Genomic DNA, 19,259 nt, shown 5'->3' with positions numbered 1-19,259 from the left:
TCAAAAAGATATAGGTGAGGAAAGTAAATGAAGGAAAATCAAACAACATATGCGATTTTAGGACTGCTTACCACTGAATGCAGAACTGGTTATGAAATTAAGCGGTTAATGGATCGAAGTTTAAATCATTTTTGGAAAATTAGCTATGGTCAAATTTATCCCACTTTACAAAAGCTTGTGAATGAAGAACTAGCGACGGTAAATTCCGTTGCTCAAACTGATAAGCCGGATAAAAAAGTGTACGCAATAACAACTAAAGGAAAAGAAGTTCTGCAAGATTGGCTGCGTGAACCTATTAAGCAGCTCCCCTCAGAACGAAATGAACTTTTGTTAAAACTATTTTTTAGTAGTCACCAAGAAAAGCAGCTCACAATTTCGCAGTTAAAAAACGCTCAGCAGAAACTAACTGAACGCTATCACATGTATTGCGGAATCGAAGACAGCATTTCTAAAAGCCCTTCTCCTGACAGAACGTATTGGCTTATTACCCTAGACTACGGTAAACGAACAACTCGTGCTTCGATGGAATGGTGCAAAGATACGATTAATAAATTATATGATGAGGAGGCGCAGAATTTATGATTCATTCCAATCGTGTAATGGCTAAGCCCGGTCAGGATCTGGTCGTCTTTGTTATAGGAATGCGTATTAATAAATGGACAGCCGTACACAAATGGCTCCCTGTATTTAAAGCAATGCCTCCTATGATTCGAGAGTTGTATGCAAACAAAAATCTTGGCTTTTTATCTTTGCAAGGATCTTTTAATTTAAGAACCATTACGCTGATTCAATATTGGGAGTCAGTTGATCAATTGACCTCCTATGCCAAAGGTCCTCAGCACTTAAAAGCTTGGAATTCTTTTTATAAACAGGCTTCAAAAACGAATGCAGTTGGCATTTATCATGAAACTTACGTCATTCCTGCAGGAAATTATGAATCAGTATATGTGAATATGCCTTCGTTCGGCTTAGCTAAAGCGCTTGGATCTGAAACCATAACGAAGCATACTCAAACTGCTAAAAAACGTTTGAATGTTAAAAGAGGTTAAGACATGACGAAATGAATCCAATATAAAGACGAACAAATGGGATACATGAGCTGAACCGCTTGTGACGCCGCAGTTGAAACATACGTTCACCCTAACAAAAGAAAAAAAACGAACCCTTGATTAACATGTTTGATCAAGGGTTCGTTTTTCACTTGAGCTAAAATACTTTTTCCTCAGCTTCTTCATTACATTTGTTATACATATATTTTCAGCATTTGATTGGCACCTTTTTGAAATTCATACGGGACATCTGCTATTTCTGTTCCTTTTACTAGAGGCGCAATCTCTTCTAAAAGCTGCGGCAAATAGGTAGAAATCTTGCCGCTCAGGTCCGTTAAAGGAAACAAGCGCACTTCCTCTTTTGTAACGCGTATCAGTTCTTTTAAAGCCTCTAAATGAAACGTATAATCTAACCGGTCGCTGTACATAAATAAAAAGTTTGCACAAAGCGTTAAATCAAACTCGTTCTTTTGAAACGGCAAATTAGGAAGGGCTCCGTACTGATAGGCTTCCGGGTTCTTTTTCATATGAGCAATACAATCTTTTAATGCTCTTTTTCGATGTTCAGTTAAATTATCAATAGATGAAAAATATTTCCACACATATTGCTCCTGTACGTGCTGCATTTTATTCATCGTATGAATTAAATCCAGGCTTCCCTTCTTTTCAAGCTCTTCTGCCGTAAATTTATAGGCAATATCACAGCTAGTAGCCGCCGCACCTTGCTGCAAGGCATGAGCAGTAAAAGAACAGGCTCCGCTAGCACAATCTAACACTTTTTTTCCTTTTAAACGCTTGTCATTCAAATTAAACATAGCTCTATACTCTTCAAACGTTCTGCCGATAAAAACAACTCGGTCAATTCCTAACTTTTTCTCTGCTAAACTCAACTCTACTCAGCTCCTATCTTTTACTTAGACCTTTATTTTACAGAAAATTGGATTAAATTCCAATAGTTTATGTAGTAATTAGGTTAATCACCATCTTTTGAAGCACTAAAAACAAGGCCCAACACATAACTCCTATGGATAAACTCACAAACAAATGAAGAGAGTTTTTTACACAAATATAGACGACAGCAAGTAATAAAATAGTGCCTGGGAGTCCATAAAGAACGCCAAGCGTAAACTGACTGACCACTTCCTTTTTTTCTCCTTGCACTGACAACCATATAATACTTAGTAAGCTCACAATTGGAAGAGCAGCCACGATTCCACCGTATGCCGGAAATCTTTTGGCCATTTCTGTTACCCCTGCAATAATAAGAGCCGACATTAAAATTTTGATGATACTATACATGTTCTGCACGCTCGCTCAATAACTGAAAAGCCTGTTGAATTAGCTGTTTTTCAGATGCTGTCATTTCGCGTAAAATAGCTGCTACTTTTTCTTCATCCAAGCTTGAATTCCGTTTTAAGATGTCTTTTCCTGCTTCTGTTAAATGCAGAATTACTTTTCTTTCATCCTGTATATCTCTATTTTTATACACATATCCTTTCTTGATGCTTCTCTTTACATGTTCAGATGCCGTATTATGTGAAATAGTTAAATAATCTGCGATTTCTCTTATTCCAACCGAAGATGATTTGTCGATATGCTGCAAAAGACGTATGGTTTGGTGCGTAATTTTCTCTTGATGCGTATAGTGCAAATGATAATAAATAGACGTCCAATAGCTGTTTAACTCCTCTACTTTCATGATCCTGCTCCTTTATATCGTATTTTTAGTTATTATCGTATTATACGATATATATTACAGAAACGACAGCCAGTTTTCAATACTCCTTTCTTTTTATCTTGCATCTCACATAATAATACGATTTAACAGTTACACTAATTGTACACACTGTGAAAGGCGGTTGTATGACATTGATTCTTCGACTGTTAAAATGGGTTCCGAATCTCTTTACGATTGGAAATTTGCTAAGCGGCGTATTTTCCATAGCCTTTAATATGAACAGCTACGAACGCTTAGCTGCTCTTTTTATTTTTCTAGCCGCTTTTTTCGATTTATTTGACGGCAAAATTGCGAGAAAGCTAAAAGTTAACAGTGAGTTTGGTGTAGAGCTAGATTCTTTGGCTGATATTATAAGCTTTGGCGTAGCGCCTGCAATGCTATTTCATACTCTTTCTCCCCACTCTTGGCTAACGGTACTCGCTTTTATGATTTATCCAAGCATGGGTGCATTGAGATTAGCTAAATTTAGCGCAAATCCAACCGTAGGTTATTTTATAGGGCTTCCTATTCCTTTTCCTGCTCTAATTATCGCACTGCTTGGCATGTTTTATTATGTGAACCCTTATCTTATGATTATTTTAGCTATTTTGATGGTGAGTCCTATCCGGGTCATGAAAATTTAGATGCCATAAAAGACAGACAAAATGCCTGTCTTTTATAGCGCTGTCCATTCCTCACACAGCATTTTATGCTTGAATTTCAGCTCATGTTCTCTTTTTTCAAGCTGAGCTTGTAAAGAAAGCCACTCGCTATTATCAGGTGCTGAGCATAATTTTTCTTCAAGAGACAGTAAGGAATCCAGTACGTCTTCAAGCTGAGCAGCCACTTCTCTTTGCTGTTTCATGTTCATTTTTTTCAACAGTAGTTTTTCATTTTTCTTCATTTTTTTCACCTCTTTCTTTTCTTTACCCGATGATGAGTGTTTTAGTATGAAAAGCACATGATTAAAAATAGTTTTATCGTAGTAAAGACCCTTTAATAGCCTATTTTTTATCTTTGTTGATTATTTAGAACGTAGTTTAATAAGATATAGTTACAATTAGTAATACTTTTACAAACCGTGATATACTAAAAAAAGAAAGGATGATGAATAGAGAATTATGCTGCAAAAATTTGGTTTTTCTCAGTATGAAAGTCAAGTATATGAAGCGCTGCTTGCGAATGAAGGTCCGCTGGATGCTAGTTCGATTGTCACGTATTCGCATGTTCCAAAAGCAAAGATTTATGAAGTACTTAATCGTTTAATTGATAAAGGCATTGTAGTAAATACATTGTCCGGGAAAAAGAAACTTTATTCAGCGGTAGCCCTTCAAACCGTCATTCAAAAACTTACTGCTGATTTTGAAAATGACATTAATGAATTAAAAACATATAAAATTAAAAGAACGTTTACAGATGATCATGTTTGGAGTTTAAAAGATAAATCCTCTATTTCTGCTCACATTGAACAGTTGATTCAAGAAGCGGAATCTTCTATTATTTTATCGGCTTGGAATGATGAGTTGGAACATTACCGCTCATTGCTAGAAGAAAAAGAGAAACAAGGCGTAAACGTCGAGGTCTTAACCATAGGAAACTTGCAGACTTCCCTCAAACATTTACATACATTAAATCCAATAGATGATCATAAAAACCTTGAGCCGTCGCAGTTGATTATTGTTGACGATGCCTACCTTTTATTTGCCGGCATTGAACATGAGACATGGAAAGCAATAAAAACCTTGTCGCAGCCGCTTGTAAAAGTTTTTGCTGATTTCTTTTATCATGATGTCGCACTTACCCATATTACAAAGAAATATCAAGAGCAGCTTCTTCAGGATTCTGAGATCATGGAGCTGCTTACTCGACTGCGATATTAAAAAGGTTACTAATTCATTAGTAACCTTTTTAATATTACCTATTGAAATCCACTCTAAAAAAGGTTACTATTCTAGTTGTAACTTTTTAAAGAGGGGGTTTTTTGATGAATAAAAAAGTTTACATACTTGCGATTGCTTCTTTTGTTGTTGGAACAGTCGAATTAATTCTAGGAGGCATCTTGGACTTAATTGCCGATGCATTTCATGTATCACTAGCAAAAGCAGGTTATTTAATCTCTATTTATTCGTTTGTTTATGCCTTGTCTGCGCCGATTTTACTAAATGTGACGGCTAAGATAGAGCGTAAAAAAGTTTATATGTGGACATTATTTATTTTCTTATTGAGCAATGTATTTTCAGCCTACAGTTCGGGCTATTATATGCTATTAATCGGGCGTATCCTCGCTGCTGCGAGCGGCTCTTTTATTATTGTCCTATCTACCACAATGGCCTCTAGAATGGTAAAGCCTGAATATCAAGGCAGAGCAATTGGCGTTGTGTTTATGGGAATCAGCGGCTCACTTGTTTTGGGTATTCCTCTTGGTATTTTGATTGGAAATGCGCTTGGCTGGCGTCAAGTATTTGTTATGATTGCAATCTTAACTGCTATTATTATGATTACCGTTTGGTTTACAATGGAGCGTCTAGCTCCCGCTCCAATTGTACCGTTAAAGACTCAGATAAAAGCTTTACGCAATAAAAAAATGCTTGCTATTCACCTAGCAACATTGTTTGTACTGGCGGGCCATTTAACGCTTTATGCGTACTTCACGCCATTTTTACAAGAAACGCTAGGATTAAATACAACGATGGTAACCATTATTTATGGTATTTTCGGTCTTGCTGCAGTGGCAGGAGGAGGACTTGGAGGAGCTGTTTCTGATAGATGGAACCCTTCTTCGTCTGTTATCACCATGATTGCTCTCTTTTTTGTTAGCATGATTGCTATGCCGTTTGGCGTTCATTTGCCATTCGTTGTGTTCTTGCTTCTTATGATTATTTGGAGTGCGCTCAGCTGGGCGGTCTCACCGGCTCAAAGCAATTTAATTATTCATAGTGCACGCGACACGTCGGACATTTTAATCAGCACCAATGCAGCGATTTCACACGTAGGAATTGCGATCGGCTCCTATGTCGGAGGAATTGTCGTTAATCAATACTCTGTTATTTATAACGGCTGGGTCGGGTCTATTTTTGTATTACTTGGTCTTTTCTGCTCTCTTTATGCGGTAACACGAACAGAAAGCAAAGCAGATACGCTTCACAGTAAATAAGCTTTTAGAAAAAAAGCGTACACACATAGTGTACGCTTTTTTTGATTATGATTGGTCTCCATGCATTTCAGCTGCAAATTGAGATTCGGATATAACGATAAAACCATGCTTTCTTAACAACGCAGTCGTTACCCCTTCACCGGCTATTTTAACACCTAGAAATGCTCCGTTATATATATGTTCACTTCCGCATGAAGGACTGTTTTCTTTTAGTACAATAACAGTAGCTTTTATTTCTTTTGCGATGTTCAGTGCCTTATAGGCCCCGTCTATGTATATATCTGTCACGTCTTTTCCCGATCGTTCAATAACTCGCGCATTTCCGTTTATTACGTCTATTCCCGTTCCTTTTATAATTTCTGCCGGTTCTCTAGGCGTGTGAAATCCACCTAATAGCTCTGGACACATCATCACCGCTTCTTTATTTTCAACGAGCGCTTCCATTTCCTTAACTAAGGCACTGCTTCCATTATATCTGCAAGCTTGACCTGCTAAGCAGGAACTAACTAAAATCACAGAATTCTCCCTCCCATAAAAAAACACTTCTCCTTCATCATACAGAGAATATATGACGAATGGAAGTGTTTACCTTTTATATTCTATTCGAGATCGCGCTTTGCCTCCTGCTCTTTGTCTCGATCCGTTTTCGCTTCAAATTCAGAGCGAGTCATTACGTCCTCTACGTGCATATTTACTTCTACTACCTCTAATCCTGTCATATCGTGAACTGATTTTTTTACGTTATTAACAGTTTCAGAGAAAATGGCTGGAACGTTTTTTCCGTATTCAACAATTACTTTTAAATCAAGGGCAACTTGCTTTTCTCCAACTTCAGCGTTAATCCCTTTTGTGATATCTTCCGTGCTGCGGAAGCGATCTGTTAACCCGCTCATAAATCCGCCGCTCATTGATAAAATTCCTTTAATTTCATTAGTTGCCATTCCAGCAATTTTTTTAATGACTTGATCTTCAAATGTTAATGTATTTTGATTTGTATTTTCCTGAGATTTTACTGCTGTATTTGTTTCATTAACTGCCATAACTAACATCTCCCTTAAAGTGATTTTCTATCTTCCTTTAGTAAAAAATCCTACCCAATTATTTAGGTCTAAATGACCATCTCGCCACTTCCCAATTACATAACCAATTCCCATAAAAGCTACAATTAGCAGCGTGGGGCCAAAACCAATTGTTAATAGTAAAATTGCCAACACTAAACCTGCCAAAATACCAAGTACTCGGCCACGGTATGGAATCAATTTATCTGGAGTACCCATTATGTCCCTCCTTCATCACACAACACGCTCTTTCTTTCGCGTTTGTGTGTCTGTTAAATCGATGCGGACGGAGTGAACGGGAAGCTCAAGTAAAGCCTCTACGGCACGTTTTGTTTCAAGCTGCATCTCTTTTCCTAGTGTTGGTAGTCCATCTCGTCCAAACAGCGAACAGTTAATATATAGACTAACTCTTTCTTTACGAGAATGAATAGATGCTTGGACTTCAGGAGAGCGTATTCCCTGAAAGCTTCTAATTGCTCGCAAAGCTGTAGATTCAATCGTGGCTTTAGAAATGGTTATTTTGCCTTCGCCTGTCACAATTGCTAAATTCTTTTTAGGCGGCCTGCTAAATATGCCTGTTAAAAGAAAAATAATAAAAATAACAGCTAAAAATGCGCTTATTGACAATATTGTGTAGTAAAACCACTCCTGATGCTGCCACTTTTCTACCCAGTTTGAAAGGTGAGGAACCCTATAAACCATCAGTGCTAACATACCGGAACAAATCAGTCCTGCAATTCCAATAACTGCGATTAAAAACCGATTAAAATTATTCAATTTTCCACCTCATCTCAACGTGAACTCCTGCTGTTTTTTAGTTATGTGTATAGAAAAAGCAACGAGATATTCAATAGTTACCCGCGATATTTTTTTAATAAACCTTTTAACTGTAAAACTGAATATAAAAAAACGACTAGGTTTCCCTAGTCGTTTTCCACGTCTCTATACGTTGTCTCGTGAGCTTTGATGAACTTATTACCGTTTATTAAACCGCCAATTAATAAAATAGCGGCCGTTAAATAAAACCAGACCATTAAAATAATAATACTTCCAAGCTGACCATAGATTTGCGAGTAGCTTCCAAACTGGACATAGTATCCAAATCCGGTAGATACAACTTGCCATCCTAGCGTGGAGAAAACAGCTCCTGGAAGTACATCTTTCCACGTTACTCTTGCGCTTGGCATCAGTTTGTAAAAAAGAATAAAAAAGCCTAATAAAAATAATGTCCCAATTCCCCATCTAATTGTCGTCCAGCTTTGAAACCATATGTCAGGAACATGGACTTTTGTTAGGACCAAATGTCGAATGACCTCTTCAATAATTGGTACAAATAATGAAATAGCTACTACAACCATAAAACCAAAAGTTAAAATTAAATCATTGATTAAACCGCGCAAAAACGTTTGTTTTCTTTGAATATGATACGCGTCATTTAACGAACGAACCAAAGATTGTATAGCCATAGATGCGAGCCAAAAAGTCGCCAATAAACTAAAAGATAAAACTTTTTTCCCGCTATTGTTAACTGTTTCAATTGACCGTTCAATTACGTCGTAGGCGCTTTTAGGTGTAAATGGTTCAATAAATATCAGCAAATTGTTTGTATCAATTGGAAAAAAACTCAGCAGAGAAAAAAGAAAGATAATAAACGGTACAAAAGATAACAAAAAATAGTAGGCTGTTTGAGCAGCCTGATCAAAGAAACGCTCCGTAAAAAAACGAGCGGCAACGGTCTTAGATGTTTGAATCATACAGCGTTCTCCTTTACTTTCGCTTCACCCTACAGTGAAATTCATATTCAATTTTTTATGTTCAACATGGATTGGATAAGTTTCGGCTTATAAAGCTTTCCTTTTCCATTATCCGCGGTTAACAAAGAATTTAACCTGTAAAATTATACAGCCGGTTCATAAAGAAGATATTATTATAATTACATCTGCCATTACCACCATATCAATAGATCTTCTTTTTCTTTCATAAAACCGTAAATTCTTTGGGGGTGTATTCCCTTTTTTCTTACACCTTAAACTTTTTACGCTATGTTAAAAAAGTAAAACATAAGAGCCCCGATCAGCATCAGCATAATCATTGAAACGAAAATAACTAAAACGTGAGAAGATTGATACGTTTGGCTGTTAATTTTTTTACGTGTTGAAAAATAATGATAGGTTGAGAAAAGAAGCAAACCTGCACTTGCAGCTAAAGAAAAGATGATAACAGCAATAATAAGAGTATCGGCTGCTTCATTTAATTTTTTTCCGGAATTAAAATGCAGGCCGCCTGCAACAAAACCAATGCCAAGTGTAGCAATAGACGTTCGAATCCACGCTAAATACGTTCGTTCATTTGCTAAATGCTGCTGAATATAAATAGATTCATTTTCTTTTTTAGTCATGCACATACCACCGTCCTTTTATATGTCTTCTATTATAAATAAATGCTCAAACGAAAATAAATTGAGGACGCTTCATGCCACATTATACCCGAAAAAAACGAATCATTACCATTTTCAAGCGGTCGAAAGAGCTTCTTCACAAACTAAAAAAAGCCAACCCCAGTTGGCTTTTTTTAGTTTGTGAAACATTTTCTTTATCTTGATCATGCTGATATTCCTCGTCCCAATAATCAGCGTTTTGAATTCCTAATTTCCCAGGAGAAAAGACAGGATCTATGCCTTGTTTTCTCTGCTCGCGATAATCTTTTAAGGTTATTGAAGCAGGCTTAGCTAAAATCAAAATTGCAATTAAATTGAGCCAAACCATTATTCCAACTCCGATGTCTGCTAATGCCCATGCAGTTTCAGCTGTTCGGATAGATCCGTACAAAGTAGTGGCTAAAAGAGCTGCCTTAAGGATCATGGATACTATTTTATTTTGTTTGCCTTTCATTACGTAAGCTAAGTTCGTTTCCGCAATATAATACTGTGTGGATATAACGTATATTTTAGACAGATTATCTGACGCTTTTTTCAGTGAAGCATAAGTTCTTTACATATCCCCTACTGTTACAGCATAAGGTAATGAGTGAACTAAGGGTCACTTTATGTTCTAAGCGGAGTGTAACCGCAGCACATCTTTCTGTTTTCATTTCATGTTAATAGTTCACTAAGTGAATCATTTTATTTTTAAATATTTCTGATATGTGGTATAATTTAAGCTGATAAAAAGATGCTGCATGTATGCTAAAAGAGCAGGCCGTATGGTTTCGCTCTTTTGTTGTTTTTACGCTATGCGGCACAACGAAAGAAGGAAATAGAATGGAATTATGGAAACGAAACTTGTACATTTGCTGGTTCGGTTCTTTTTGCACCACAGCCGGGATGAGTTTAGTTATTCCGTTTTTACCGCTTTATATTGAAAAGCTGGGGGTTCACGATACAAGCTCCATCAGCAGATGGGCTGGTATTGCATTTGGAGCTACCTTTTTAATGGCCGCTATTGTTTCTCCTTTATGGGGAAGTTTGGCCGACAAATACGGTCGAAAGCTGATGCTCCTTCGCGCAAGCTTGGGTATGGCAATTGTTATGACTTCTATTGGTTTTGTACAAAATGTCTATCAGCTTGTCGGACTGCGCTTTTTAATGGGGGCCGTTTCCGGCTTCATCTCTGCAGCCATTACGTTAGTAGCGACTCAAACGCCTAAAGAGCACAGCGGTAAAGCATTAGGGACGTTGTCTACAGGGGCTGTATCAGGATCTTTATTAGGACCGCTAGTAGGCGGCTACTTAGGAGATACAATTGGATTGCGTCACGTCTTTTTCGTGACAGGTGCATTTATGTTTTTGTCTTTTTTAATTGTAAATTTAATTCAAGAAGACAAAAAAGAGACGACGAAAACCACGAAAGAATCTAACATTGGGTTACTTTCTCTTAAGAATTCAAAGGCCGTGATTGGTGTATTTGTTACAACTTTTTTACTGCAGCTTGCGGTTATGGCTATTCAGCCAATCGTTACACTGTATGTAAAACAACTGTCTACTCATACCGATCACCTTGCCCTTATTTCAGGTTTTGTCGTGGCGGCAACAGGAATATCAAATATTTTAGCTGCATCCAGACTTGGCAAAGTCAGCGATCGCGTGGGTCCTCAAAATGTGCTTCAAATATGCCTGCTCATCGTAGCGGTTATTTGCGGCTTGCAGGCCTTTGTGCATAGTACTTGGCAGCTATTTTTACTACGTTTTTTACTCGGTTTTGCAATGGGAGGATTGTTACCTTCTATTAATTCTTATTTGAAGAAAATTGTGCCGGACTCGATTACAGGTAAAATGTTTGGTTATAATCAAACAGCACAATACTTCGGGAATTTAGCTGGCCCAGTTATTGGCGGACAAATTGCCGGAGCTAAAGGAATTCCTTACGTATTTTTAACAACGAGTGTTCTTCTACTGTTGAATGCTGGGTGGGTGTATTATCAGCGCCATCACAGACAACAGCTAGACGGTAAAGCCGCATAAAAAACCTTCCGTGTTAACGGAAGGTTTTTTTATTACCACAAGGGTTCTTCTTCGCTGCTTACTTCATAAGAAAGTGGCATCATAACAACCGCTGCTATGAAGAAAATAAGCTCCGCGACAACAATGGATGGAAAGGAAAAGTCAAATAGTGAGAGAATAAGCCAAATAATAAGGGGTGCAAATGAGTAGATTGATAATCGCTTTTGGGATTTTGCAGAGATATACTGTTGTTTGTCACAGTGTGGGCATTCTAAAACGTTTCTAAATGTTAACAGTTGTTTAAAGGTTGTCCTCCAGTTCCATTTATGATTACAATTTTGACAGGTGGCCATGGGCATCACGCTCCTAAAAAGAATTTATGTACATATAAAGTATACGTACAAGTTGGTAAAGAGTTTCATTTTTATGATTAAAAACGTTTTTACTATTATAACATAAAACAAAATAAAAGGCTTTTTACAGGAAAAAGCCTTTTATGTCAACGTTTATTTAGAAACAGCTTCATTCGTTTGAGAAGTTGTTTTTACTTTTATAACCATAGTAACAAAAGCGAGCAATCCAAGAATCGCTGCTACAAGAAAAGGAGCTTGAGGCGCTACGGCATTGCCGATAACTCCTGATAATAAAGGAGCAAACGCTGCGCCTAACCATCTTAAGAAATTATATCCTCCAGATGTAATTCCTCGTTCATAAGGAGATACTTCCATTACATGACTCGTAAATAAGGCATTATTAAGTCCTGATACAAGACCTGCTGCCATAATTAAAACAATGCGCAACCATGTTGCATCAAAGGCAAATAAACAAATTAAAATAAGTGAAAAAACAATTAAGCTAACATGTAACACTTGTTTTGGCTGATATCTTTTTTCTAACTGATGTGCTAAAACCGCTGAGCCATAAGCTAAACATAATCCCCACCCAAAGAAAACAAAGCCAATTTGAAGAGCTCCGATCGATAGAATAAGCGGCGTATAAGCTAACACTGTAAAAAATCCGTAGTAATAAAGCATGCCTGATACAGCGCCTTGAGTAAATGGTTTTAATTTATAAAGTTTAACCATGTCTTTAAAACCTGCTGCTTTACGAGGTTTAGTGCTTGTAGGCTGTTTAACAATCGTTAATACTAAAATAAAGGCGATAAAAATTAAAGCACTTGTACCGAAAAACGGCAATCTCCAAGAAGCATTTCCTAACACGCCTCCTACAAGCGGCCCTCCGGCCATTCCCAAACCAATTGCAGCTTCATATAATCCTACTGCTTTTTTCACTTCACCTGATAATGCAATAAGCAGCGTCATAGCTGTTGCAAAGAAAAACGAATTACCAAGTCCCCAACCTGCTCGGAAAATGGAAAGCTGAGGAATGTTGTTAGAAAACCCGCATAGGGCTGCAAAAATCGTCACAATGATAAGTCCTGTTACCATTAAGCGCTTGTCTCCTACACGTGACGCTAGGATGCCTGCTGGAATCATCATAATAGCCATCATTAACAAATAGGAAGTAAATAACATTTCTACTTGCCAATGAGAAGCTCCAATTTGCTTAGCAATTTCCGGTAAAATCGGATCTACTACTCCAATTCCCATAAATGCTAAAAAAGTAGCTACTACCGTAATAATTTGACCTAATCGGTTAGTTGAATGCTGTCCTTCCACTCTTTCATCTCTCCTTTTGTTTTTGTTTTTTCATGTATTTCCATAGCAGATTCTCGCATTTCTTTTAATTCTGTTTTAAATGCCTGCATTTTTACGACTTTAAAATCAATCATCTTGATTTGATTTTCTAGCAAATCTTCTATTTGCGTGATCTCTTTCACTGACAACCCTTGCCGCTCACTTCTTTCTTCAATCATTCTTTTAAGCGACATAAACTGCTGCAGCTCCTGTAGAGAAAAACCGAGAACTTCTTTTGCTTCCGCTACTTTTCTTAGTTCTTTTACCTCTTCTTCGGAATAAATTCGTGCATTTCCTTTTGTGCGCTGCGGGGGTAAAATGAGTCCAATCTCTTCATAATACCGAAGAGCTCGCTTGGTCAAACCGGTCATTTTCGTCACGTCATCGATTAAATACATATGTTTCACCTCACCTCTCATTAACATTAACGTTAACCTTAATCATTCATATACTCATTATAGATTAACGTTAACGTTAATGTCAACAATATTAAGGTATTTTATGTAAATCTTAAAAATATGTGCACAAAAAAACCTATTGAAAAATCAATAGGTTACATCAATATGTCATATAGCTGCTGTGCTGTTTCTCCTGTTACTTTACCGTACACTCCTCTTTTTTTAGAAGTAAGTTCCGCACTATCGGAGGTGAATCGTACATTGTATACAGCGCCCTCATAAGTAAGCTGTACATCTGGGTCAAGAGCGACGCTGTAATCAGCTTTTTTCCATTGAATTTGTTTCATAATTGATTCTACAGTTAAAGCATCTTCTGAACTTAACGTTTTATCTCCTGCTTTTATAGGCTTGCCCTCCCTGTTTTTATTAAATTTTAGTTCCGAATGAGAAGATGAAAATTCAAGCTGGTTTTTATCATGCGCTACGAAATCTTGGGGTAGTTCTACATAGCGGACAACTTCTCCTTCGTGTACAAACACAAGCATTTGATCAGTAGCAGATATTTTTTTCATCACTTCCTCACTAACCGGTGCGTTTACAAGTTTTTCTACGTCGGCTTTCTTGCTTTTGTTTGTGAATAAATATCCTTTTTCCCATTTAAAATCACTTAACTTCGATACATCCACTGAGCTTACACCTTTTTTTTCAAATGATTGCTGAATATTCTCTCCCATTTCTTTGTCGTTGGTGACTTGGGCATTAGAACTGCACCCTACTAAACAACAGAAAATAATGCCTATTACTATAAGAACCTTCACTTTTGCCTTCCTCCTCTCTACCATTCTTTTATAAAATCCCAACTTTGTACCATTTTAACATATAATTCCTATTTTTTGCGAAAACAAACAAAGAATACGCTTACATAATTTCACGCATATAATTTCTGTTTATTTATAAGTTTTTTCTGAATATTTTAAGAAAATTTTAATATTTTATTTAGTTCGTTTTTAAACTTTATCTTTAGACTAAAAAATAAGTTAAAAATAAATAACGCAGGAGGAAAACAATGACTTGTCTATCTGAAGTTTTAAAGTTTAATGAAAAATTTGTAACCAATAATCAATTTGAGGCTTTTCAAACATCCAAATTTCCTAACAAAAAAATAGTCATTTTAACTTGTATGGATACACGTTTGTTAGAATTACTTCCTAAAGCTATGGGGCTAAAAAATGGAGATGCAAAAATAGTAAAAAATGCCGGAGCTGTTATCTCCCATCCCTTTGGTAGCGTCATGAGAAGTATCTTAGTTGCCGTCTACGCTTTGCAAGCTGATGAAGTATGTGTCATCGGTCATCATGAATGTGGAATGACGGGCATGAAAGCTGAAGCTATTTTAGCCTCTGCTGAACAAAGAGGGATTAGCACGGAACAGATTCGTAATCTAAAATATGCTGGTATTGATTTAGAATCATGGCTGACTGGGTTTGAATGTGTAGAGGATAGTGTCGAAAACAGTGTGGATATGATTCGAAATCACCCTTTATTACCAAAAGACGTGCTTGTTTCTGGAATGGTTATTCATCCTTCAACAGGAAAACTTGACGTCGTTGTAAACGGCTATTCCCAAGACCGAGCTGAAACCGTAAGCTCATGAAGGAGGGTTTTATCGAATGCTAAAAGATAACCGATTTCAAGGCTATTCAGCAGGGCATTTACAAAAAGACATTATCGCCGGTTTGGTTGTTGGGGTCGTTGCTATTCCTTTAGCAATGGCCTTTGCCATCGCTTCTGGTGTAAGACCTGAATACGGAATTTATACAACCATTATCGCAGGGATTATGGTTTCAATATTAGGCGGATCGAAATTTCAAATTGCAGGCCCAACAGGTGCATTTGTTCCGGTGCTGCTTGGAGTTGTCATGCAATATGGTTATGAGAACCTCATTATTGCCGGCTTTATGGCTGGAATTATGATTACGCTTCTCGGAATATTTAAACTAGGGAAACTTATAAAGTTTATTCCGCGCCCTGTGACGATTGGATTTACAGCAGGAATTGCGATTATTATTTTCTCAGGTCAGATCGCTAACTTTTTAGGCCTAAAGGGAATTGCAAAACATGAGGAATTTCATTTAAATATGATTGAAATCCTACGAAAAATTGCAACGATTAACATTTACAGCGTCATCATAGCCGCTATTTGTTTAGCTATCGTGATTATAACGCCAAAGTTTTTACCTAAAATTCCCGGTGCCCTTCTAGGTCTTCTTGTCTCCACACTTGTAGCCATTACACTGTTCCCAGGAAAAGTTGCAACGATTGGCTCTACTTACGGTGCCATTCCGAGTAAACTACCATCTTTTAGCTTCCCAGATTTAACATGGGATAACATCGTGATGCTATTTCCTGCTGCCTGCGTAATTGCGATGCTTGGAGGTATTGAATCTTTACTATCAGCTGTTGTTGCTGATAATATGGCCAAAACCAAGCATAATAGCAATAAAGAGCTTGTGGGTCAAGGAATTGCTAATATCGCTACCTCGCTATTTGGCGGAATTCCTGCAACTGGTGCCATTGCCAGAACAGCTACTAATATCAAAAACGGCGCAGCTTCTCCGTTATCAGGAGTTATACACGGCTTAGTTGTTTTATTGGTCCTTGTGATGCTGGCTCCTTATGCATCAAACATTCCGCTGGCAAGTATGGCACCTATTTTAATGTTTGTGGCCTGGAATATGAGTGAACGTAAAGAATTTGCACATATTTTAAAAACCAAGTCAGCTGATTCATTTGTACTTGTAGCTACGTTTTTATTAACAGTTTCAATCGATTTAACAACAGGTGTAGGCGTAGGTCTACTTTTAGCTATTGTTATGTTCGTGAAACGAATGAGCGGATCACTGAAGATTTCAAAGGTTTTAGCGGAAACATCTGAAAACGCTCACAAATCTGAGCTGATGGAATATACCATGCAAGGATCTCTTTTCTTTGGATCAGCTGAAGTATTAGAAGATTCCTTTGATAACATCGCTGAAGCGAAACCGAAAGTTTTATTGCTTCGAATGAGCCAAGTCTCCTTTATTGATACATCTGGAGAAGCTTTACTATCGAAGGTGGTCGAACGTTTGAAAGATTCGCATAGCCAAGTCGTTATTTCTGGCTTACAGCACCAGCCGAAAGAAATGTTAAAGTCAACCGGTCTATATGATAAAATCGGTGAAAAAAATATATTTTCTTCCGAACCTCCCGTGAGTAAGATTAAAGCTCGTCATAGAATCGTTACTACGTAATAAAAAAGAGATCCGAACGATTAATCGTTCGGATCTCTTTTTTTAAATATTAAACCGGTACCCTGCTCCCCAAACCGTTTCTAGGTACTGAGGATCTGCTGGGTTTTCTTCTAGCTTTTCTCTTAGTTTTCGAATGTGAACTGTTACGGTTGAAATGTCTCCTGAAGAATCAAATCCCCAAATTTTTTCAAATAGATGTTCTTTACTTAATACTTGATTTGGATGAGAAACGATAAACTTCAGCAAATCGAATTCCTTCGCTGTAAAAAACACTTCTTTGTCATTCACAAATACTCTTCTAGCGAGCGTGTCAATCGCTAAACCATGAATGCGAATCATACGCTTTTCCTGCTTATCAGAGAGTCTTTCATATCTCGCTAAATGCGCTTTGACTCTTGCGACCAGCTCCCCAGGGCTGAATGGCTTGGTAATATAGTCATCTGCACCTAGCCCGAGCCCTCTAATTTTATCAATTTCTTCTTTTTTAGCTGAAACTAAAATGATTGGAATATCTTTTGCAGCTCGAATTTGCTTGCACACTTCAAATCCGCTCACTTTAGGGAGCATAATATCCAAAATAATCAAATCAAAATGTTCATTTAACGCTTTTTCTAATCCCTTATCCCCGCTATATTGAACGTCTATTTCAAAATCGTTAATCTCTAAATAATCTCTTTGCAATTCAGCAATACTTACTTCATCTTCAATTAACAATATCTTCTTCATGTGTATCACCATTTTCATTCATTTTTTGCAAAGAAAAGAAAATACTTGTTCCTTCGCCAAGCTTACTTAGTGCCCAGATGTCTCCCCCGTGGCGTTCAACAATTTGTTTTGCGATGGCCAGTCCAAGTCCACTTCCTCCAGTATTGCTATTGCGGGACTGTTCTGCTCGATAAAACCGGTCAAAAATATGCGCTAATGCTTCCGGTGAAATCCCAGAGCCGTTGTCTTTTACTTCAATAATGAGTTCACTTTCGGTAGCAGAAAGAACGATATCGATTCTTCTTTTTTCTTTATCCATAAATTTGATGCTGTTGGTTGTTAAATTTATTAAAACTCTTCGCAGCTGCTCAGCATCTGCCTTTGCATACAGTGTCGTTAGAGAATCATTAGAAAATAAAACATCAATATCATGTTCGCTCATTTCAAACTGAAGCTCTTGCACATAACTTTCCATAAAGGCAGAAATATTAAGTTTTTTAAACACAAATGGAATTTCGTGCAAATCCAATTTAGAAAATAAAAACAGCTCATCGATTAACGCATTCATGTCTTTTGCTTTCGTTGAAATCGTTAACAAATATTTAGAAAGCTTATCTGGCGTATTAGCTACGCCATCTTGAATTCCTTCTACATATCCTACAATGGAAGTAATGGGAGTTCGTAAATCGTGTGAAATACTTGAAAGCAGCTGCTTTCGATTATCTTCATATTGAATTTGCAGTTCAACAGAAGATTTTAGTTTTTGCCTCATTTCTTCAAAAGCTTGCGTTAATTCGCCTATTTCATCCTTTGAATTAGCAGAGATCTCAAAGTGAAGATCACCTTGTTTTATTTTTTCGGCCGCTTCTTTTAATTCACGAATGGGTTTAATAATGCTTCTTGAAACAAGATAGTTTAAAAATCCAATAATCACAATCACTAAAATTAATAGTAGAAAGATTAAAAAAGGGAAAATCCGATTAATAATGCCTACATAAGGGCTGATTTTTCGCAAAACGTAAATGCTTCCTTTTTCTTGATTTGAGAAAGGAAAATCAAGGTTGATATATGTAAAATACTGCTTGCCTATGCGCAGCATGTCCTGCTGATATGAATGATTTCCTTTACTTTTTTGATGCTTTGGCAAGTATTTACGAAGGTTTTCTCCTTTAATGGATTCTGAAGCATATACAACCTCTGTGTTTTTTTGAATCACAATATCAATATTTTCAAATTCATATTTTTTAACTGTCTCCGGCCGCAGCAGCTGTTCTGGTTTTTTTTCACTCAATAACTTTAAATCTAAGAATGCATTTTCTTCTTCTGGCGTTAACAATTTATACTCATAGGAGTGGCTGTACAGTTTTCTTACAAAATCGGCGTCTCCAGTAATGGAGAAAAAAATAAGAAAGCCCGATAAAAAAAGCAAAATAATAAAAACAAACACAATACTGATATACGTTAAAACAAAACGCAGCTGAATTGACATGACTTACCCTATGCCCCTTTGGCTTTAACAAAACTATTTGATAGACTAGTAAAGGTGAATAACAAATAGATCGTTAGACATTATACAAATAGTAAAAATTAAAACAACAAAACAAATGTATATTCTCACTTTACCGTGATAGAGTAAGAATGAACACCACCTTTTTTACCATTTTATGAATTACTGGAAAATTATGATCTATTTTTCATAATATTCTTAGGCTGAAAGGTATACTATATGCCTTAATATTTTAAAAAAGGAGAC

General features: G+C 36.9%; 25 protein-coding genes. 8 read left to right on the top strand and 17 right to left on the bottom strand.

Going from position 1 to position 19,259, the window contains the following annotated elements; genetic code table 11:
• Window positions 1–27 precede the first annotated feature (27 nt).
• Both WKH56_RS15595 and WKH56_RS15590 read left to right on the top strand, forming a co-directional pair.
• A complete protein-coding gene (locus tag WKH56_RS15595) occupies window positions 28–582 on the top strand; it encodes a PadR family transcriptional regulator (protein ID WP_034266508.1) in 555 nt (184 codons plus the stop codon).
• Window positions 579–1,049, top strand: coding sequence for a DUF4188 domain-containing protein (locus tag WKH56_RS15590; protein WP_063247883.1), 471 nt, complete (start codon window positions 579–581; stop codon window positions 1,047–1,049). The genes WKH56_RS15595 and WKH56_RS15590 overlap by 4 nt, the downstream gene beginning before the upstream one ends.
• A 194-nt stretch (window positions 1,050–1,243) precedes the next feature.
• Here WKH56_RS15590 and WKH56_RS15585 read toward each other — a convergent pair whose 3' ends face one another.
• The 3 genes from WKH56_RS15585 to WKH56_RS15575 all read right to left on the bottom strand — a co-directional run bounded on the left by WKH56_RS15585 (window position 1,244) and on the right by WKH56_RS15575 (window position 2,748).
• Complete coding sequence (locus WKH56_RS15585) at window positions 1,244–1,939, bottom strand: class I SAM-dependent methyltransferase (RefSeq protein ID WP_342836062.1); 696 nt, start codon at window positions 1,937–1,939, stop codon at window positions 1,244–1,246.
• Between the two features lie 67 nt (window positions 1,940–2,006).
• A complete protein-coding gene (locus WKH56_RS15580) occupies window positions 2,007–2,348 on the bottom strand; it encodes a DUF3147 family protein (RefSeq protein WP_047750859.1) in 342 nt (113 codons plus the stop codon).
• Window positions 2,341–2,748: a MarR family winged helix-turn-helix transcriptional regulator gene (locus WKH56_RS15575; RefSeq protein WP_342836061.1), complete on the bottom strand. Its 408-nt coding sequence runs from the start codon at window positions 2,746–2,748 to the stop codon at window positions 2,341–2,343. The genes WKH56_RS15580 and WKH56_RS15575 overlap by 8 nt, the downstream gene beginning before the upstream one ends.
• Window positions 2,749–2,918: 170 nt before the next feature.
• Between WKH56_RS15575 and pssA the strand changes: the two genes are divergently transcribed.
• On the top strand, window positions 2,919–3,410 hold the full coding sequence (gene pssA / locus WKH56_RS15570; RefSeq protein WP_181170486.1) for a CDP-diacylglycerol--serine O-phosphatidyltransferase: 492 nt from the start codon (window positions 2,919–2,921) through the stop codon (window positions 3,408–3,410).
• A 32-nt stretch (window positions 3,411–3,442) separates the two neighbouring features.
• Here the strand turns inward: pssA and WKH56_RS15565 are convergent, their stop codons facing one another.
• A complete protein-coding gene (locus WKH56_RS15565) occupies window positions 3,443–3,670 on the bottom strand; it encodes a hypothetical protein (RefSeq protein ID WP_074680934.1) in 228 nt (75 codons plus the stop codon).
• Window positions 3,671–3,887: 217 nt separating this feature from the next.
• Between WKH56_RS15565 and WKH56_RS15560 the strand changes: the two genes are divergently transcribed.
• The gene (locus tag WKH56_RS15560; protein WP_342836060.1) at window positions 3,888–4,646 is read left to right on the top strand and encodes a TrmB family transcriptional regulator; all 759 of its coding nucleotides are present in this window, start codon (window positions 3,888–3,890) and stop codon (window positions 4,644–4,646) included.
• Window positions 4,647–4,750: 104 nt separating this feature from the next.
• Window positions 4,751–5,920, top strand: coding sequence for an MFS transporter (locus WKH56_RS15555; protein WP_342836059.1), 1,170 nt, complete (start codon window positions 4,751–4,753; stop codon window positions 5,918–5,920).
• A 45-nt stretch (window positions 5,921–5,965) separates the two neighbouring features.
• Here WKH56_RS15555 and WKH56_RS15550 read toward each other — a convergent pair whose 3' ends face one another.
• The 7 genes from WKH56_RS15550 to WKH56_RS15520 all read right to left on the bottom strand — a co-directional run bounded on the left by WKH56_RS15550 (window position 5,966) and on the right by WKH56_RS15520 (window position 9,914).
• The gene (locus tag WKH56_RS15550; protein WP_310883868.1) at window positions 5,966–6,436 is read right to left on the bottom strand and encodes a 2-thiouracil desulfurase family protein; all 471 of its coding nucleotides are present in this window, start codon (window positions 6,434–6,436) and stop codon (window positions 5,966–5,968) included.
• A gap of 83 nt (window positions 6,437–6,519) precedes the next feature.
• A complete protein-coding gene (locus WKH56_RS15545) occupies window positions 6,520–6,960 on the bottom strand; it encodes an Asp23/Gls24 family envelope stress response protein (protein WP_063247878.1) in 441 nt (146 codons plus the stop codon).
• A 27-nt stretch (window positions 6,961–6,987) separates the two neighbouring features.
• The gene (locus WKH56_RS15540) at window positions 6,988–7,197 is read right to left on the bottom strand and encodes a DUF2273 domain-containing protein (protein ID WP_048019213.1); all 210 of its coding nucleotides are present in this window, start codon (window positions 7,195–7,197) and stop codon (window positions 6,988–6,990) included.
• Between the two features lie 15 nt (window positions 7,198–7,212).
• Window positions 7,213–7,755, bottom strand: coding sequence for an alkaline shock response membrane anchor protein AmaP (amaP, locus tag WKH56_RS15535; protein ID WP_048019212.1), 543 nt, complete (start codon window positions 7,753–7,755; stop codon window positions 7,213–7,215).
• Window positions 7,756–7,901: 146 nt separating this feature from the next.
• Window positions 7,902–8,732 carry a YihY/virulence factor BrkB family protein gene (locus WKH56_RS15530; RefSeq protein WP_048019211.1) on the bottom strand — a complete coding sequence of 277 codons (831 nt, stop codon included), beginning with the start codon at window positions 8,730–8,732 and terminating at the stop codon, window positions 7,902–7,904.
• A 281-nt stretch (window positions 8,733–9,013) separates the two neighbouring features.
• On the bottom strand, window positions 9,014–9,376 hold the full coding sequence (locus WKH56_RS15525) for a YidH family protein (RefSeq protein ID WP_048019210.1): 363 nt from the start codon (window positions 9,374–9,376) through the stop codon (window positions 9,014–9,016).
• Between the two features lie 136 nt (window positions 9,377–9,512).
• Entirely contained in the window at window positions 9,513–9,914 is a 402-nt protein-coding gene (locus tag WKH56_RS15520; RefSeq protein ID WP_342836133.1) for an alanine:cation symporter family protein, read from the bottom strand.
• Between the two features lie 323 nt (window positions 9,915–10,237).
• On the opposite strand from WKH56_RS15520, the gene WKH56_RS15515 reads away from it, so the two are divergent.
• Window positions 10,238–11,437 carry a multidrug efflux MFS transporter gene (locus tag WKH56_RS15515; RefSeq protein WP_048019624.1) on the top strand — a complete coding sequence of 400 codons (1,200 nt, stop codon included), beginning with the start codon at window positions 10,238–10,240 and terminating at the stop codon, window positions 11,435–11,437.
• 32 nt (window positions 11,438–11,469) lie between these two features.
• On the opposite strand, the gene WKH56_RS15510 is transcribed toward WKH56_RS15515, so the two are convergent.
• From WKH56_RS15510 to WKH56_RS15495, 4 genes are all read right to left on the bottom strand, one after another.
• The gene (locus WKH56_RS15510; protein WP_016764349.1) at window positions 11,470–11,769 is read right to left on the bottom strand and encodes a TIGR04104 family putative zinc finger protein; all 300 of its coding nucleotides are present in this window, start codon (window positions 11,767–11,769) and stop codon (window positions 11,470–11,472) included.
• 153 nt (window positions 11,770–11,922) lie between these two features.
• Entirely contained in the window at window positions 11,923–13,095 is a 1,173-nt protein-coding gene (locus WKH56_RS15505) for an MFS transporter (protein WP_048019208.1), read from the bottom strand.
• Entirely contained in the window at window positions 13,065–13,511 is a 447-nt protein-coding gene (locus WKH56_RS15500; RefSeq protein ID WP_048019207.1) for a MerR family transcriptional regulator, read from the bottom strand. Before WKH56_RS15500 ends, WKH56_RS15505 begins: the two co-directional genes overlap by 31 nt.
• Window positions 13,512–13,666: 155 nt before the next feature.
• Entirely contained in the window at window positions 13,667–14,329 is a 663-nt protein-coding gene (locus tag WKH56_RS15495; protein WP_048019206.1) for a hypothetical protein, read from the bottom strand.
• A 248-nt stretch (window positions 14,330–14,577) separates the two neighbouring features.
• Here WKH56_RS15495 and WKH56_RS15490 point away from each other — a divergent pair, with 248 nt between their 5' ends.
• A complete protein-coding gene (locus WKH56_RS15490; protein WP_013057294.1) occupies window positions 14,578–15,165 on the top strand; it encodes a beta-class carbonic anhydrase in 588 nt (195 codons plus the stop codon).
• 16 nt (window positions 15,166–15,181) lie between these two features.
• Window positions 15,182–16,801: a SulP family inorganic anion transporter gene (locus WKH56_RS15485; RefSeq protein ID WP_047750849.1), complete on the top strand. Its 1,620-nt coding sequence runs from the start codon at window positions 15,182–15,184 to the stop codon at window positions 16,799–16,801.
• A 42-nt stretch (window positions 16,802–16,843) separates the two neighbouring features.
• On the opposite strand, the gene WKH56_RS15480 is transcribed toward WKH56_RS15485, so the two are convergent.
• Entirely contained in the window at window positions 16,844–17,527 is a 684-nt protein-coding gene (locus tag WKH56_RS15480) for a response regulator transcription factor (RefSeq protein WP_033579157.1), read from the bottom strand.
• Complete coding sequence (locus tag WKH56_RS15475; protein WP_033579158.1) at window positions 17,505–18,995, bottom strand: sensor histidine kinase; 1,491 nt, start codon at window positions 18,993–18,995, stop codon at window positions 17,505–17,507. The genes WKH56_RS15480 and WKH56_RS15475 overlap by 23 nt, the downstream gene beginning before the upstream one ends.
• Window positions 18,996–19,259: the final 264 nt, after the last annotated feature.

Source organism: Priestia sp. SB1 (assembly GCF_038898415.1).
The sequence above is the reverse complement of the archived record's forward strand: the minus strand, read 5'-3'. Positions and strand labels throughout refer to the sequence as shown.